Origin of the sequence: Pseudomonas sp. Irchel 3F6, from assembly GCF_900187595.1 — a bacterium.
In the GTDB taxonomy this organism is placed as follows: Bacteria; Pseudomonadota; Gammaproteobacteria; order Pseudomonadales; family Pseudomonadaceae; genus Aquipseudomonas; species Aquipseudomonas siliginis.
The window spans coordinates 164,155-177,533 of record NZ_FYDP01000005.1 but is presented as its reverse complement, the minus strand read 5'-3'; the positions used below and the strand labels follow the sequence as shown (position 1 = coordinate 177,533).

Genomic DNA, 13,379 nt, shown 5'->3' with positions numbered 1-13,379 from the left:
ACAGATCAGGCAGGACCGCGCTCACGCATTTGCAGCTGCATCAGGACAGCGCTACCTTAGTGCCTTGATTTTTGTTTGGCAAGCCGCCCGATGACCTCCCCCAAGAACGATAAAAATACCCGCACCACCGGCCGTCCGACCCTCAACGAAGTAGCCCGCCTGGCCGGCGTCAGCCCGATCACTGCCTCGCGCGCCTTGCGCGGGGTAAGCACGGTGGCCACCGAACTGGTGGAAAAAGTGCAGAAAGCTGCGCTTGAACTCAACTATGTAGTCAACCCCGCCGCCCGCGCACTGGCCTCGGCGCAGAGCCATTCGGTGGTGGTGCTGGTGCCGTCACTGTCCAACCTGCTGTTCATCGACACGCTGGAAGCCATTCATCGGGTGCTGACGCCCAAAGGCTTCGAAGTGCTGATCGGCAACTTCCACTATTCGCGCGATGAAGAAGAAAACCTGCTGCGCAATTACATGGCCTATCAGCCGCGCGGCTTTTTGCTGACCGGGTTTGATCGCACGGAAAGTTCGCGGCGGATGATCGAGGCCAGCAACATTCCTTGCGTGTACATGATGGAGCTGGACAGTGCTGCCGGAGTCAATTGCGTGGGTTTTTCACAATTGAGCGCGGGCGAAACTGCCGCCGAACATCTCCTGTCTCGTGGACGCAAGCGTCTGGCGTACATCGGCGCGCAGTTGGACCAGCGCACCCTGCTGCGCGGTGAGGGTTTCCGCAAGGCGTTGCAGAAGGCAGGCCGTTACGACCCGGATCTGGAAGTGCTGACACCGCGTGCTTCGTCTGTGGGTCTGGGTGGCGAGTTGTTTTTGCAATTGCTGGCGGCGCATCCCGATGTTGATGCGATTTTCTTCGGCAACGACGACTTGGCCCAGGGTGCGCTCCTGGAAGCGTTGCGTAACGGCATCAAGATTCCCGAGCAAGTGGCGATTCTGGGTTTCAACGACTTGCCGATGTCCGAGCACATGGTCCCGCGCCTGAGCAGCATCAACACCCCGCGCGAGGCGATCGGCCGGCGCGCGGCGGAGCAGATGCTCACGTTAATGGCAGGCAACAAAGTGGCGCGCCCGATGGAGGATATGGGGTTTGAGCTGAAGGTGCGCGAGAGTACCTGACCCTTCACAAATGCTGAGTTGAAACACAACCCTTGTGGGAGCGAGCCTGCTCGCGAAAGCGGTGGGTCAGTCAGCATTGATACAGCTGACACGACGCCTTCGCGAGCAGGCTCGCTCCCACAGGGGATCTCTACCAAATTCAATGGCTGAGCAGATCGACCAACGCCTGCGCGCCCTTCTGCAAGGGCTGGCTCTTGAGCCACACCGCATGCACCGGCAGCACCAGGCCATTTTCGATGTTGCGAAAATTCAGCCGCTTCAAGCGTCCCGCGTCCAGCCACGGCTGCACCACCGACAGCGGAAAATTCCCCCAACCCAATCCCGCTTCAACCATTTCCATCGCCGTCTCGAGATTGTCCGTACGCCAGTAGGATTCAGCCACCAATGGCCGCGTTTCGCTGATCGGCAAGTCGCGGCTGGCGACGATGATCTGCCGCACTTGCACCAGATCTTCGAGAAACACATCCCGCCCCTGCAACAACGGGCTGTCCGCCGCCAGCGTGGCGATCATGCGTTCGCTGCCGACGAACTGAAACCGCTCCAGCGCATTCACGCTTAATCCGGCAAACGCCAGACACACGCTGACCCGGCCAGTGTGCAACATCGCCAGCACATCATCCTGTGGCGCAGTCAGCACTTCGATATCGAGCAACGGGTGCCGCTCGGCAATCACCTTGATCGCTGCCAGCAAGCGGCGCCGATCCATGTCCGCAACCACGCCAATCGACAACCTGCTTTCCAGCCCCAGCGACAGCTCCACCGCGTGCACCTGCAGCTGCTTGAGCTGCTCGGCGATCAGTCGCGCGTGGGGCACCAACGACTGCGCCATCGCCGTGGGTTGCGGCTCGCGATGACTGCGGTCGAACAGCGGGTAACCGAGTTCCGCTTCAAGATTGGCAATGCCCATGCTCACCGCGGAGGGCACCTTGCCCAACTGCCGCGCGGCGGCGGAAAACGAGCCGCGCTCGATCACCGCGAGAAATAATTCGATGCTGTCGCTGTTGAAATTCAAACGCCTCACCTATCAATAAAACTGAAAGCTACCGACTTTTTCTGTCAGGTCTATTGAAGCTATCTTTGCTCGCCTTCGCCAGCCCCGCTGGCCAACATTCGGCAAGAAAGAGGCAAATCTGCATGCAAGGCGTGAAACGCAAACTGGTCTACGTGTCGCTCTACGAAGTGATCGGCATGACCTTCTCGGCCCTCGGTCTGGCGTTGCTGTCGGGCACGTCGCCGGGCAGCACCGGGCCGCTGGCGGTGATCATCACCAGCATCGCCGTGACCTGGAATTTCATTTACACCTCGTTGTTCGAGCGCTGGGAAAGTCGCCAGGTCTCGCGCACCCGCACGGTCAAACGGCGCATCGCCCACGCGGTCGGCTTTCAACTGACGCTGATCGTGTTTCTGATTCCGTTGATCGCGTGGTGGATGAACATCAGTCTGGTGCAGGCGTTCCTGCTGGATCTGGCACTGATCATTTTCATCCCGTGCTACACCTTCGTGTTCAACTGGCTGTTCGACCGGATCTTCGGCCTGCCGAACTCGGCGCTGCCGGATTCTGCCGCTGCGGCATAAATCGCTAATTCGTAAGCAGATATTGCGAGAAATCAGCGGTTTGACCGGGTAAACCGCTGATATTCACAATCCATCAATTCCGATAGCAGGCTAAGCTTTTCCATCAATAAAAAATGGATCAGCTTATGACTGCTCACGCTCCCGCCGCCGCGCACAGTGACGGCATCGACCCGGTACGCGCCGCCGAGATTTCCGCCCGCATCGACCGTCTGCCCGCCGTCGCCACCATCTGGCGCCTGGTGGCGCTGCTGTCGATCGGTGGATTTTTCGAACTCTACGATCTGTTCCAGACCGCCTACATCAGCCCCGGGCTGATTCGCGACGGCCTGTTCGCCACTGGCAGTCAGGGGGTGTTCGGCTTCTCCGATCAGGCGGCGTTCGCCTCGGCGACGTTCCTCGGCCTGTTCCTCGGCGCCAGTCTGCTCAGTCCGTTGGCGGATCGTTTCGGTCGCCGGGCAATCTTCACCTTCGCGCTGATCTGGTACACGGTGGCGACAGTGCTGATGGGGATTCAGACCTCGGCGCTGGGCATCATCGGCATGCGTTTTCTGGTCGGCATCGGCTTGGGTATCGAATTGGTGACGATCGATGCCTACCTCTCGGAACTGGTCCCTAAACGCATGCGCAGCTCGGCGTTCGCCTTTGCGTTTTTCGTGCAGTTCCTCTCAGTGCCGGCGGTGGCCTTGATGTCGTGGTGGCTGGTGCCGCAAGCGCCGTTCGGGGTGTCCGGCTGGCGTTGGGTGGTGCTGGCCAGCGTGGTGTTTGCGCTGTTTATCTGGTGGCTGCGCAAGCGTCTGCCGGAATCGCCGCGCTGGCTGGCGCAACACGGTCGCTTCGATGAGGCCAATCGGATCCTCGACCATCTCGAAGCGCGCTGCGCCAAGGATTACGGCAAAGCGCTGGATGCGCCGGAACCGGTGCCGGTCGATGTCGAAGGCAAGGGCCGTTTCGCCGATATCTGGCAGCCGCCCTACCGCCGCCGCGCGTTGATGCTGATCGTTTTTCATATCTTTCAGGCGATCGGTTTCTTCGGTTTCGGCAACTGGTTGCCGGCGCTGCTTTCGGGCCAGGGCGTAAGCGTCACCCACAGTTTGATGTACGCCTTCATCATCACCCTCGCCTACCCGCTCGGGCCGTTGCTGTTTGTGAAGTTCGCCAACCGTTTCGAGAACAAATGGCAAATCGTCGGCTCGGCGCTCGGCGCGATGACCTTCGGCACCCTGTTCGCCCTGCAGACCAGCGCCTTCGGGCTGATTTTCTGCGGGGTGATGATCACCTTCTGCAACGCCTGGCTGAGCTTCAGTTATCACTCCTATCAAAGCGAGCTGTTCCCGACCAACATCCGCGCCCGCGCGGTCGGGTTCTGCTATTCGTTCAGTCGCTTGTCGACGGTGTTCAGCAGTCTGCTGATCGGCATGTTCCTGGATAACTTCGGCACGCCGGGGGTACTGGCGTTCATCGTCAGCAGCATGCTGATCGTGATGCTGACCATCGGCTGGTTCGGCCCGCGTACGCGTAATCTGGCGCTGGAGAACATTGCGCATCGCTGACGGCCAACACAGGACTCACCTGTGGGAGCGAGCCTGCTCGCGAAGGCGTCGTGTCAGAAAGGCATGTGCTGGCTGACATAACGCTTTCGCGAGCAGGCTCGCTCCCACATTGGCTATTGGTGTCGTTGACGCTCAGTTCAATTGCAGGGTTTCATTGAACTGACTGATCGCATCCACCACATGCCGCGAGCCTTGCTGAATCTCGAGGATCACCTCGCCCGCTTCGTTGGCCAGTTCCACGCCCAACCCGGTTCGGCTCAGACTCGACTGCATGCTCGACACTGCGCTCAGCGACAGGTCGTGGTTCTTGCGCACCACGTCGACAATTTCCAGAGTGGCCTGACTGGTCCGCGCGGCGAGGCTGCGCACCTCATCGGCGACGACGGCAAAACCGCGTCCATGCTCACCGGCACGCGCGGCTTCGATCGCGGCGTTGAGCGCCAGCAAATTGGTCTGATCGGCAATGCCGCGAATGGTCTGGACGATGGTGCCGATGATGTCCGACTGTTTGCTGACCGCATCGATGCTCACCGCCGCTTCGTTCAGATCGCGGGAAATGTCCTGAATGATCTGCACGGTCTGCTGCACCACCTGTGAACCTTTCTGCGCGCAGGCGTCGTTTTGCACCGAGGTACTGTGGGCCGATTCCGCAGCGTTCTGCAGAGTGGTCATCTGCCGGGTGATGTCGCTGGCGAACTTGACCACTTTGTACAAGCGGCCCTTGGCGTCGAACAGCGGGTTATACGAAGCCTCCAGATAAACCATCTGCCCGGACTTGTTCTTGCGCTCGAAACGGTGCGAGTGATATTCGCCGCGATTGAGCGAAGCCCAGAACGCCTTGTACTGCGCGGATTCGGCTTCGGCGCGGTGACAGAACAGGCTGTGGTGCTGGCCGACAATTTCTGGGTGCGCGTACTGCATGGTCTGCAAAAAGTTGTCGTTGGCGCGGATGACATTGCCTTCGGGGGTGAACTCGATCACCGCCATGGAACGGCCGATCGCCGCGAGCATGGCTTCTTCTTCATGTTCTTTGTTGATGCGTGCGGTGATGTCCGCCGCAACCTTGATCACACTTCTGACCTGTTTGTCGGGACCGAATACCGGCATGTAACTGGCTTCAAGCCAGATCTCCCGGCCACTCTTGTTCAGACGCAGGAAAGTGCCGCTGAGCGGTTCACCACGGGCCAGGTCGCGCCATAACTTCGCGTAGTCCTCGCTGCGATAAAAGCTTTCTTCGCAGAAGATCCGATGGTGTTTGCCGCGCACTTCTTCGGCGCTGTAGCCCATGGTCTTGCAGAAGTTCTCGTTGGCGTCGAGAACGATGCCGTCCGGAGTGAACTCGATCATCGCCATCGAGCGGCTGATCGCTTCGATTTTCGCGTTGGCCTCGGTCAGCGCACAGCTGAAGCGCTCGATTTCCCGCAGGTCAGCCTTGTGATGTAGGTTGAACATGGTTGTATCACCTTCCGCGCGTTCTTTTGATTTGATGAAAGTTCAGGTCTTGCAAGATCCATCACTACGTTCCACAGAACAGGCACACGTCTTCCCCCACGGGAGGAAGTTGTCAGGTGATAAATGATGATCAATCGGATGCGCAGTGCAGCGACGCTCTGATCAAGACATCCTTTTCTTGATAGCCCGCATGCGGGCCAGCCCTAACGCGTAGAAGAACTTCCATTTAAGTGACGCTCCTTGTTGGTTCAGTGTTGGTGCCTTGAATTGCGCACTCTGGCAGCATGAATCACGGACCAACCTGTGCCGTCGGCCTGGTGGCATGACGGTCGACATGGTTAGTTACCTGCAAAGCATAGCCAGCCGAACGCCGGGCGCAAGGCCACTAGTCGGCCAGTATCTGGCATTTTTTGCACAAGAAACGGTTCAGCGCGGGAAACAGTGTGGTGAAAACGGACGTTTTCGCCAGCGATGCGGGAGCCCGTGAACCGGGCTTCCGCATGGTTTGATCAGTGGCCGAAAATATCGACCTTCTTGGCTTTCTTCTCTGCGCGTTTTTCAATCGCGGTCTTGGCCGGCTTTTTCTTCGCGGCTTTCTTTGAATCCATACCTTTGGACATGATCGGTACTCCACTCACAGGGGTGTGAGTTCAGGTATACACCTATCCCGAAGCGCGCGTTCTTTTATAATCGGCGCTTTTCGCAGCGACAGCCCGAACCATGTCCGATATCCACTACAGCCAGCTCGACGAATCGTTGTGGCCGCTGATGAACAAGTTCTACCGCCGCCACCAATCGTCGATGAAAGCCGTGCGCGAGGCGCAGCTGTGGGTGGCAAGGCGCGGCGAGATCGTTGCGGCGCTGTGCCTGCGGCCAGTCTCGGGCGGACACTGGCTGACGGGGTTGTTTGTTGATCCGCAGTATCGGGAACAAGGTGTCGCTGCGCAGTTGATCGCAGCGGCGGTTGCCCAGGTGGACGAGCCGGTGTGGCTGTTTTGCCATCCGGATTTGCGCGGGTTTTATGAGCGACGCGGGTTCAGCTTCGATCCGCCGCTGCCGCAGGCGATGGCCGAGCGGTTGAGCCGGTACGCGCGGAGCAAGCCGATGATTGCGATGGGACTCAATCCCGCAGATTTACGCTGAAACCCTGTGGGAGCGAGCCTGCTCGCGAATGCGGTGTGTCAGCGCCGAATTTGGTTCTGATACTCCGCGTTCGCGAGCAGGCTCGCTCCCACAGGGGTTGATGGTGTTCTGACAATCAGTCGTCAGCGTTGGGATCAAGATCCGGAAACAGCACTTCGGTAAAGCCGAACTTGCTGAAATCGGTAATCCGCGACGGATACAGCCGGCCGATCAGGTGATCGCATTCATGCTGCACCACCCGTGCATGAAACCCCGAGGCCACTCGCACAATCGGCTCGCCCTTCGGATCAAAGCCTTCGTAGCGAATCTGCTGATAACGCTCCACCGCGCCGCGCAGGCCCGGCACCGACAGACAACCTTCGAAGCCCTCTTCCATCAACGGATTCAACGGCGTGATCAGCGGGTTGATCAGGATCGTCTGCGGCACTGCTTCAGCATCCGGGTAACGCTCGCTGTGTTCGAAGCCGAAGATCACCAGTTGCAGGTCGACTCCGATCTGCGGCGCCGCGAGGCCAACGCCGCCGACGCTTTCCATGGTCTGGAACATGTCATCGATCAGTTGCCAGAGCTCGGCGCTGTTGAACATTTCCGGTGGTACCGGCGCGGCGATGCGCAGCAGGCGCTCGTCACCCATTTTGAGAATTTCACGAATCATGGTCGCGCTTCATCAGTGTCCGGCTTGAGCGAATGATCGCGGCCCAGGCCCGAGACGTGTTGTTTGGGGGATTCGTCAGGCTCGCCAGGGGCTTTTTCGCCCTTTTCCTTGCCTTCGGCGGACATGTGCTCGATCACTGCATTCATTTCCGCGCCGAGCAACAGGACTGCGGAGGAAATGTAGAAATACAGCAAGAGCACGATGATCGCCCCGATGCTGCCATACATCGCGTTGTAGTTGGCGAAGGTTTTCACGTAAAAGGCAAACCCCAACGAGGCGAGGATCCACACCACCACGGCCAGCACCGAACCCGGGGTGATGAAACGGAATTCCTGTTTGACGTCGGGCATCACGTAATAGATCAGCGCCACCGCGACCATCATCAGAATCACGATCACCGGCCAGCGGGCGATCGTCCACACCGTGACGATGAAGTATTCCAGCCCCACTTGTGCGGCAATCCAGCCCATCACCTGCGGCCCGAGCACCATCAGCGCAGCGGCGATCAGCAGCATGCCGGCGATGCCGACGGTGTAGACGATCGACAACGGGAAGCGCTTCCAGATCGGCCGGCCTTCGACCACGTCGTAGGCGGCATTCATTGCGCTCATCATCAGGCGCACGCCGGCGGACGCGGTGTACAGCGCAATAACGATACCGATGGACAGCAGGCCACCCTTGGATTGCTGCAACTGGTCGATCACCGGGTTGACCTGCTCCAGTGCCTGCGGTGGCAGCACCAGTTCAGATTGCAGACGCAGCCAGGAAAAGAAGTCCGGCAGGTGCAGGAAACCGATAAGGGCAATCAGGAAAAGAATGAACGGAAACAGCGAGAACAGCATCTGGTAAGCCAATGCCGAGGCATAGGTCGACATTTCGTCATCGACGAACTCAGTGACCGTGCGCACCATCACCCGGTGCAGGGGCAGACCTTTCATGTCCGGAAATATCATTCGCGTCTCCTTGCGCCGCAAAAGGTTGAAGTCGTGGCGACTCAGGGGCCGTTTTTTACCTCAAGGTAGCCTACTTGGCGATCCTTTGGCGGATGACCGCAGGGTTCTGATACAAAAACGGCCATCCTTGGATGGCCGCTCGTGTGATTCGTTCAAGGCTCGCTTACGCCTTGTCGACGCCTTTTTTCACAGCGTCCTTGGCGTTGCCAACCGCTTGCTGGGCTTCGCCTTTTTTCTCTTGAACCTTGCCTTCGGCGCGCAGCTTGTCGTTGTCAGTGACCTTGCCGACGCCTTGCTTGACGTTACCGACGGCTTCGTTGGCCATGCCTTTTACTTTATCGCCTGTGCTACTCATGGTGTTTCTCCGTGATGCATATAGGGAAGAAAAGTCATTACGTAACGATTGACCGGTGCGCTTTGCGCCGAGTTTCATTTATTTTGCCGGCATTTCGTCGTGGCGCGCAGGTTGCGCTTTATGTTTGCCGGCGTTGCCCCGAGAATGCTCAGCCTACGGGCGTCGCGCCCGGCACACCGATTCGCAGGAATGTCATGAAGCTCAATAAAACCCAGGCCATCGCCCGTCGCAACCAGGAACTGGGCGGCGCCGTGCTCGGCACCAACAACTGCCACTTCGCCGAACTGAACCGCAACCGCAATATCTGGTGGTTCGACCTGCCGGTGTCGCGTCTGGCCATCGGTCAGTACGAGTGGATTCACTTGCTGCTGCACACCCCGGCCACCGATGAGTTGCTGCACCTGAAAGTGCCGACGGTGTTCCTGCGCGAAAAGCTCGAAGGCCTGGTGATTCGCAACGAAGGCAAACGCAAGGCGGCGCTGAGCCTGGAATTGAGTGCGGACAAGGATTCGTATCTGCAGGACATGCGTCCGGCGGGGACCAACGTGAATTTTGCGCCGTTTCGTCAGTAGGATTTGTGGCGTCAGCCCTTCCCCTCACCCTAGCCCTCTCCCAGAGGGAGAGGGGACCGACCGGGTTGTTCTTACGGAATACGCCGACCTGAAATATCGAGCCGAACTCAGGTTCTGAAAAGCTTGAAGATCGGCTCCCTTCCCCCTCGCCCCCTTGGGGGAGAGGGTTGGGGTGAGGGGGTAGGATTTACCAGACGCTGCAAATCACCAATCTTTCCCAACAAAAAGCCCCGCATCTGCGGGGCTTTTTATTTACGCCGCAGACTTGGCCTTGATCTTCTTCAGTTCTTCATCCCGCAATTCGCGGCGCAGGATCTTGCCGACGTTGGTGGTCGGCAATGCGTCGCGGAATTCCACCGAGCGCGGCACCTTGTAGCCGGTGACGTTGGCGCGCATGTGGTCCATGACCTGCTCTTTGGTCAGGGTCACGCCCGGTTTGGCGACGATGAAAATCTTGATCGCCTCACCCGATTTCTCGTCCGGCACACCGATCGCCGCGCACTGCAACACGCCCGGCAAAGTCGCCAGCACGTCTTCCAGTTCGTTCGGATAGACGTTGAAGCCAGACACCAGAATCATGTCTTTCTTGCGATCGACGATGCGCATGTAGCCGTCCGGCTGGATCAGCGCGATGTCACCGGTTTTCAGCCAACCGTCGCTGTCGAGCATTTCATCGGTGGCTTCCTGACGCTGCCAGTAGCCCTTCATCACTTGCGGGCCTTTGACGCACAGCTCGCCGATTTCGCCCAGCGGCTGCTCGACACCGGCATCGTCGATGACTTTGCACAGGGTCGACGGCACCGGAATGCCGATGGTGCCGATCTGGATGTGCTGAATCGGGTTGACCGTGGCCACCGGGCTGGTTTCGGTCATGCCGTAGCCTTCGCAGATGGCGCAACCGGTCACGGCTTTCCAGCGCTCGGCCGCCGCCAGTTGCAGGGCCATGCCGCCGGACAGGGTAACTTTCAGCGCGGAGAAATCCAGCTTGCGGAAACCTTCGTTGTTGCACAGCGCCACGAACAGCGTGTTCAGACCGACGAAACCGCTGAACTTCCACTTCGACAGTTCCTTGACCATCGCCTGCAGGTCGCGCGGGTTGCTGATCAGGATGTTGTGGTTGCCGATCAGCATCATCGCCATGCAATGAAAGGTGAACGCATAGATGTGATACAGCGGCAGCGGCGTGATCAGGATCTCGCAGCCTTCGTTGAGGTTGGAGCCCATCAGCGCCTTGCATTGCAGCATGTTGGCGACCAGGTTGCGGTGCGTGAGCATCGCGCCCTTGGCCACACCGGTGGTGCCGCCGGTGTATTGCAGCACCGCGACATCGCCGCTGTCCGGGTTCGCTTCGGCCACTGGCTGGCCGTGGCCCTTGCTCAGGACGTCGTTGAACTTGATGGCTTTGGGCAAGTGATAGGCCGGGACCATTTTCTTCACGTACTTGATGACGCTGTTGATCAGCAGGCGCTTGATCGGCGGCAGCAAGTCGGCGACTTCGGTGACGATGACGTGCTTGACGCCGGTCTTCGGCACCACGGCTTCGGCCAGGTGCGCCATGTTCGCCAGGCACACCAGGGCCTTGGCGCCTGAGTCGTTGAATTGGTGTTCCATTTCCCGCGCGGTGTACAGCGGGTTGGTGTTGACCACGATCAGCCCGGCGCGAATGGCACCGAAGACCGCGACCGGGTACTGCAGGACGTTGGGCAGTTGCACGGCGATTCGATCACCGGGCTGCAAGTCGGTATGCTGTTGCAGATACGCGGCAAAGGCACCGGACAGCTCGTACAGCTCACCGTAGGTGATTGTCTTGCCGAGGTTGCTGAAAGCCGGTTTGTTGGCGAAGCGTTGGCAGGATTGCTTCAACACTGCCTGAATGTTCGGATACTCGTCTGGATTGATCTCGGCTGCGATTCCAGCCGGGTACTTATCCTTCCAAAAGTCTTCGATCATGGAAGCCCACTCCTCAGCAACGCGAATTCTTCACCGCATTTGATGCGATTATTATTGGTGTGTGTTTTGTATTGGTGAATCCGGCGTTTTACAGGCCGAGAAGTCACAAAGCGCGCCGAGAGTAGCAGCTTTGCCAAGGGTCGACCAGAGCCAAAAGAGGCCCCTACAGTCATATTGATGACTCAAGACTTGCCAGCGGTCATTTTAGAGCAAAAATCCTATTACCCTGTGAAAGCCCCGTAGTCATGGGGTGTAAAAGCAAAAGAACGCAGCCTTCGGCAGCTCCTGCATTTGGAATGCGTTTCCTGTAGGAGCTGCCGAAGGCTGCGATCTTTTCGCTTGTAACCTTTATGCGATGTCCCGCAACTCGCGCCGCAGAATTTTCCCTACAGGCGTCATCGGCAACGACTCACGCAACACGATGTGTTTCGGCACCTTGTAGGCCGTGAAATTCTCTTTGCAGTAAGCCTTCAGCTCTTCCAGGCTGACCCCGCTCTCCCGCGCCACCACAAACAGCTTCACCGCCTCTCCCGAACGCTCGTCCGGCACGCCGATGACCGCGCAGTTGGCGACTTTCGGGTGGGCCATGACCACGTCTTCGATTTCGTTGGGATAAACGTTGAAGCCGGAGACGATGATCATGTCCTTCTTGCGATCGACGATGCGCACGAAACCGTCCGGGTCGATCACGGCGATATCGCCGGACTTGAACCAGCCCTCGGCGTCCAGCACTTCGGCGGTGGCTTCGGGTTTGTTCCAGTAGCCCTTCATGATCTGCGGACCTTTGATGCACAGTTCGCCGCGCTCGCCCAGCGGCTGTTCGACGCCGTCATCGTTGATGATTTTCACCAGCGTGCCCGGCACCGGCAGGCCGACAGTGCCCAGGCGCGACTGATCGCCGTAAGGATTGGTGCACGCCACTGGCGAGGTCTCGGTCAGGCCGTAGCCTTCGGTGATACGGCAACCGGTCATCTGCTCCCAGCGCTCGGCGGTGGCCTTGACCAGCGCGGTGCCGCCGGAGTTGGTCAGCTTCAGGCTGGAGAAATCCAGGGTCTTGAAGTCAGGGTGATCCATCAGCGCGACGAACAAGGTGTTCAAACCCAGTAGCGCCGAGAAGCGCCAGTTCTTCAGTTCCTTGATGAAGCCGGCGATGTCACGCGGATTGGAGATCAACACGTTGTGGTTGCCCGAGACCATCATGCACATGCAATTCGCAGTGAAGGCATAGATGTGGTACAGCGGCAGCGGCGCAATCATCACCTCCTGGCCTTCGCGCAACAGCGGTTGACCGTCCGGGCCGAGCTGAGCCAGACAGGCGCGCACCTGCTGCATGTTCGCCACCAGATTGCCGTGGGTGAGCATCGCGCCCTTGGCCAGGCCGGTAGTACCGCCGGTGTATTGCAGCACGGCGATGTCATCGAGGCCGACGTTCAGCGGCTTGATGCCCAGACCACGCCCCATGCGCAGCGCGCTTTTGAACGAGGTCGCTTGCGGCAGCGAATACTCGGGAACCAGTTTCTTCACTTTGCTGACCACGGTGTTGACCAGCCAGCCTTTGGCGGTGGGCATCAGGTCGCCCATCTTCGCTTCGATCAAATATTGGATGTCGGTGTCGGGCAGCACTTCCTGGACTTTCTGCCCGAACAGATTCAGGTAGACCAGCGCGCGTGCGCCGGAATCCTTGAACTGGTGGCGCATCTCGCGCGGCGTATAGAGCGGGTTGGTGTTGACCACGATCAGCCCGGCGCGCAGCGCGCCGAACACGGCAATCGGATAATGCAGGACGTTGGGCATCTGCACCGCAATGCGATCCCCCGGCACCAGATCGGTATGGGCCTGCAGGTAACCGGCGAACGCCGCACTCTGGCGTTCGAGTTCGGCGTAGGTCAGGGTGATGCCCATGCTGCTGAACGCCGGGCGGTCAGCGAATTTCTTGCAGGAACGCTCAAACACTTCGATGACCGACTTGAACTCGCCCATGTCGATGTCCAGCGGTACGCCGGCCGGGCGTTTGTCATTCCAGAAATCAGGTTGCATTGTTCTTGTCCTCTT

11 protein-coding genes and 2 pseudogenes are annotated in these 13,379 nt (G+C 59.0%); 5 read left to right on the top strand and 8 right to left on the bottom strand.

What is annotated here, in order from left to right:
• The first annotated feature begins 90 nt into the window (after positions 1 to 90).
• Positions 91 to 1,122: a LacI family DNA-binding transcriptional regulator gene (locus CKW30_RS18130; RefSeq protein WP_056787988.1), complete on the top strand. Its 1,032-nt coding sequence runs from the start codon at positions 91 to 93 to the stop codon at positions 1,120 to 1,122.
• 139 nt (positions 1,123 to 1,261) lie between these two features.
• Here the strand turns inward: CKW30_RS18130 and CKW30_RS18125 are convergent, their stop codons facing one another.
• Positions 1,262 to 2,134, bottom strand: a complete 873-nt coding sequence (locus tag CKW30_RS18125; RefSeq protein WP_095181497.1) for a LysR family transcriptional regulator — start codon at positions 2,132 to 2,134, stop codon at positions 1,262 to 1,264.
• A 122-nt stretch (positions 2,135 to 2,256) separates the two neighbouring features.
• Here CKW30_RS18125 and CKW30_RS18120 point away from each other — a divergent pair, with 122 nt between their 5' ends.
• Together CKW30_RS18120 and CKW30_RS18115 are read left to right on the top strand one after the other, a co-directional pair.
• Positions 2,257 to 2,697 carry a PACE efflux transporter gene (locus tag CKW30_RS18120; protein WP_076563910.1) on the top strand — a complete coding sequence of 147 codons (441 nt, stop codon included), beginning with the start codon at positions 2,257 to 2,259 and terminating at the stop codon, positions 2,695 to 2,697.
• 125 nt (positions 2,698 to 2,822) lie between these two features.
• A complete protein-coding gene (locus tag CKW30_RS18115) occupies positions 2,823 to 4,247 on the top strand; it encodes an MFS transporter (RefSeq protein ID WP_095181496.1) in 1,425 nt (474 codons plus the stop codon).
• Positions 4,248 to 4,379: 132 nt separating this feature from the next.
• On the opposite strand, the pseudogene CKW30_RS27925 reads toward CKW30_RS18115, so the two are convergent.
• A pseudogene (locus CKW30_RS27925) lies at positions 4,380 to 4,805 on the bottom strand (methyl-accepting chemotaxis protein); the annotation flags it as partial.
• A gap of 120 nt (positions 4,806 to 4,925) precedes the next feature.
• Positions 4,926 to 5,594: pseudogene (locus CKW30_RS27920) on the bottom strand (PAS domain-containing protein); the annotation flags it as partial.
• An 825-nt stretch (positions 5,595 to 6,419) separates the two neighbouring features.
• Here CKW30_RS27920 and CKW30_RS18100 point away from each other — a divergent pair.
• On the top strand, positions 6,420 to 6,842 hold the full coding sequence (locus tag CKW30_RS18100; protein WP_095181495.1) for a GNAT family N-acetyltransferase: 423 nt from the start codon (positions 6,420 to 6,422) through the stop codon (positions 6,840 to 6,842).
• A gap of 115 nt (positions 6,843 to 6,957) precedes the next feature.
• Here CKW30_RS18100 and def read toward each other — a convergent pair whose 3' ends face one another.
• The 3 genes from def to CKW30_RS18085 all read right to left on the bottom strand — a co-directional run bounded on the left by def (position 6,958) and on the right by CKW30_RS18085 (position 8,805).
• Positions 6,958 to 7,497 carry a peptide deformylase gene (gene def, locus CKW30_RS18095; RefSeq protein WP_076563914.1) on the bottom strand — a complete coding sequence of 180 codons (540 nt, stop codon included), beginning with the start codon at positions 7,495 to 7,497 and terminating at the stop codon, positions 6,958 to 6,960.
• A complete protein-coding gene (locus tag CKW30_RS18090) occupies positions 7,494 to 8,450 on the bottom strand; it encodes a YihY/virulence factor BrkB family protein (RefSeq protein WP_041479188.1) in 957 nt (318 codons plus the stop codon). Before CKW30_RS18090 ends, def begins: the two co-directional genes overlap by 4 nt.
• Positions 8,451 to 8,613: 163 nt before the next feature.
• Positions 8,614 to 8,805, bottom strand: coding sequence for a CsbD family protein (locus tag CKW30_RS18085; RefSeq protein ID WP_041479186.1), 192 nt, complete (start codon positions 8,803 to 8,805; stop codon positions 8,614 to 8,616).
• A gap of 194 nt (positions 8,806 to 8,999) precedes the next feature.
• On the opposite strand from CKW30_RS18085, the gene CKW30_RS18080 reads away from it, so the two are divergent.
• The gene (locus tag CKW30_RS18080) at positions 9,000 to 9,377 is read left to right on the top strand and encodes a hypothetical protein (RefSeq protein ID WP_016775519.1); all 378 of its coding nucleotides are present in this window, start codon (positions 9,000 to 9,002) and stop codon (positions 9,375 to 9,377) included.
• Between the two features lie 252 nt (positions 9,378 to 9,629).
• On the opposite strand, the gene fadD1 is transcribed toward CKW30_RS18080, so the two are convergent.
• Positions 9,630 to 11,327 carry a long-chain-fatty-acid--CoA ligase FadD1 gene (fadD1, locus tag CKW30_RS18075; RefSeq protein ID WP_095181494.1) on the bottom strand — a complete coding sequence of 566 codons (1,698 nt, stop codon included), beginning with the start codon at positions 11,325 to 11,327 and terminating at the stop codon, positions 9,630 to 9,632.
• Positions 11,328 to 11,675: 348 nt separating this feature from the next.
• The gene (gene fadD2, locus CKW30_RS18070) at positions 11,676 to 13,364 is read right to left on the bottom strand and encodes a long-chain-fatty-acid--CoA ligase FadD2 (RefSeq protein WP_024014054.1); all 1,689 of its coding nucleotides are present in this window, start codon (positions 13,362 to 13,364) and stop codon (positions 11,676 to 11,678) included.
• Between the last annotated feature and the right edge of the window lie 15 nt (positions 13,365 to 13,379).

Coding starts and splice junctions, on each gene's coding strand:
- CKW30_RS18130 (WP_056787988.1), top strand. CDS start 91: ATGACCTCCCCCAAGAACGATAAAAATACCCGCACCACCGGCCGTCCG.
- CKW30_RS18120 (WP_076563910.1), top strand. CDS start 2,257: ATGCAAGGCGTGAAACGCAAACTGGTCTACGTGTCGCTCTACGAAGTG.
- CKW30_RS18115 (WP_095181496.1), top strand. CDS start 2,823: ATGACTGCTCACGCTCCCGCCGCCGCGCACAGTGACGGCATCGACCCG.
- CKW30_RS18100 (WP_095181495.1), top strand. CDS start 6,420: ATGTCCGATATCCACTACAGCCAGCTCGACGAATCGTTGTGGCCGCTG.
- def (WP_076563914.1), bottom strand. CDS start 7,497: ATGATTCGTGAAATTCTCAAAATGGGTGACGAGCGCCTGCTGCGCATC.
- CKW30_RS18090 (WP_041479188.1), bottom strand. CDS start 8,450: ATGATATTTCCGGACATGAAAGGTCTGCCCCTGCACCGGGTGATGGTG.
- CKW30_RS18085 (WP_041479186.1), bottom strand. CDS start 8,805: ATGAGTAGCACAGGCGATAAAGTAAAAGGCATGGCCAACGAAGCCGTC.
- CKW30_RS18080 (WP_016775519.1), top strand. CDS start 9,000: ATGAAGCTCAATAAAACCCAGGCCATCGCCCGTCGCAACCAGGAACTG.
- fadD1 (WP_095181494.1), bottom strand. CDS start 11,327: ATGATCGAAGACTTTTGGAAGGATAAGTACCCGGCTGGAATCGCAGCC.
- fadD2 (WP_024014054.1), bottom strand. CDS start 13,364: ATGCAACCTGATTTCTGGAATGACAAACGCCCGGCCGGCGTACCGCTG.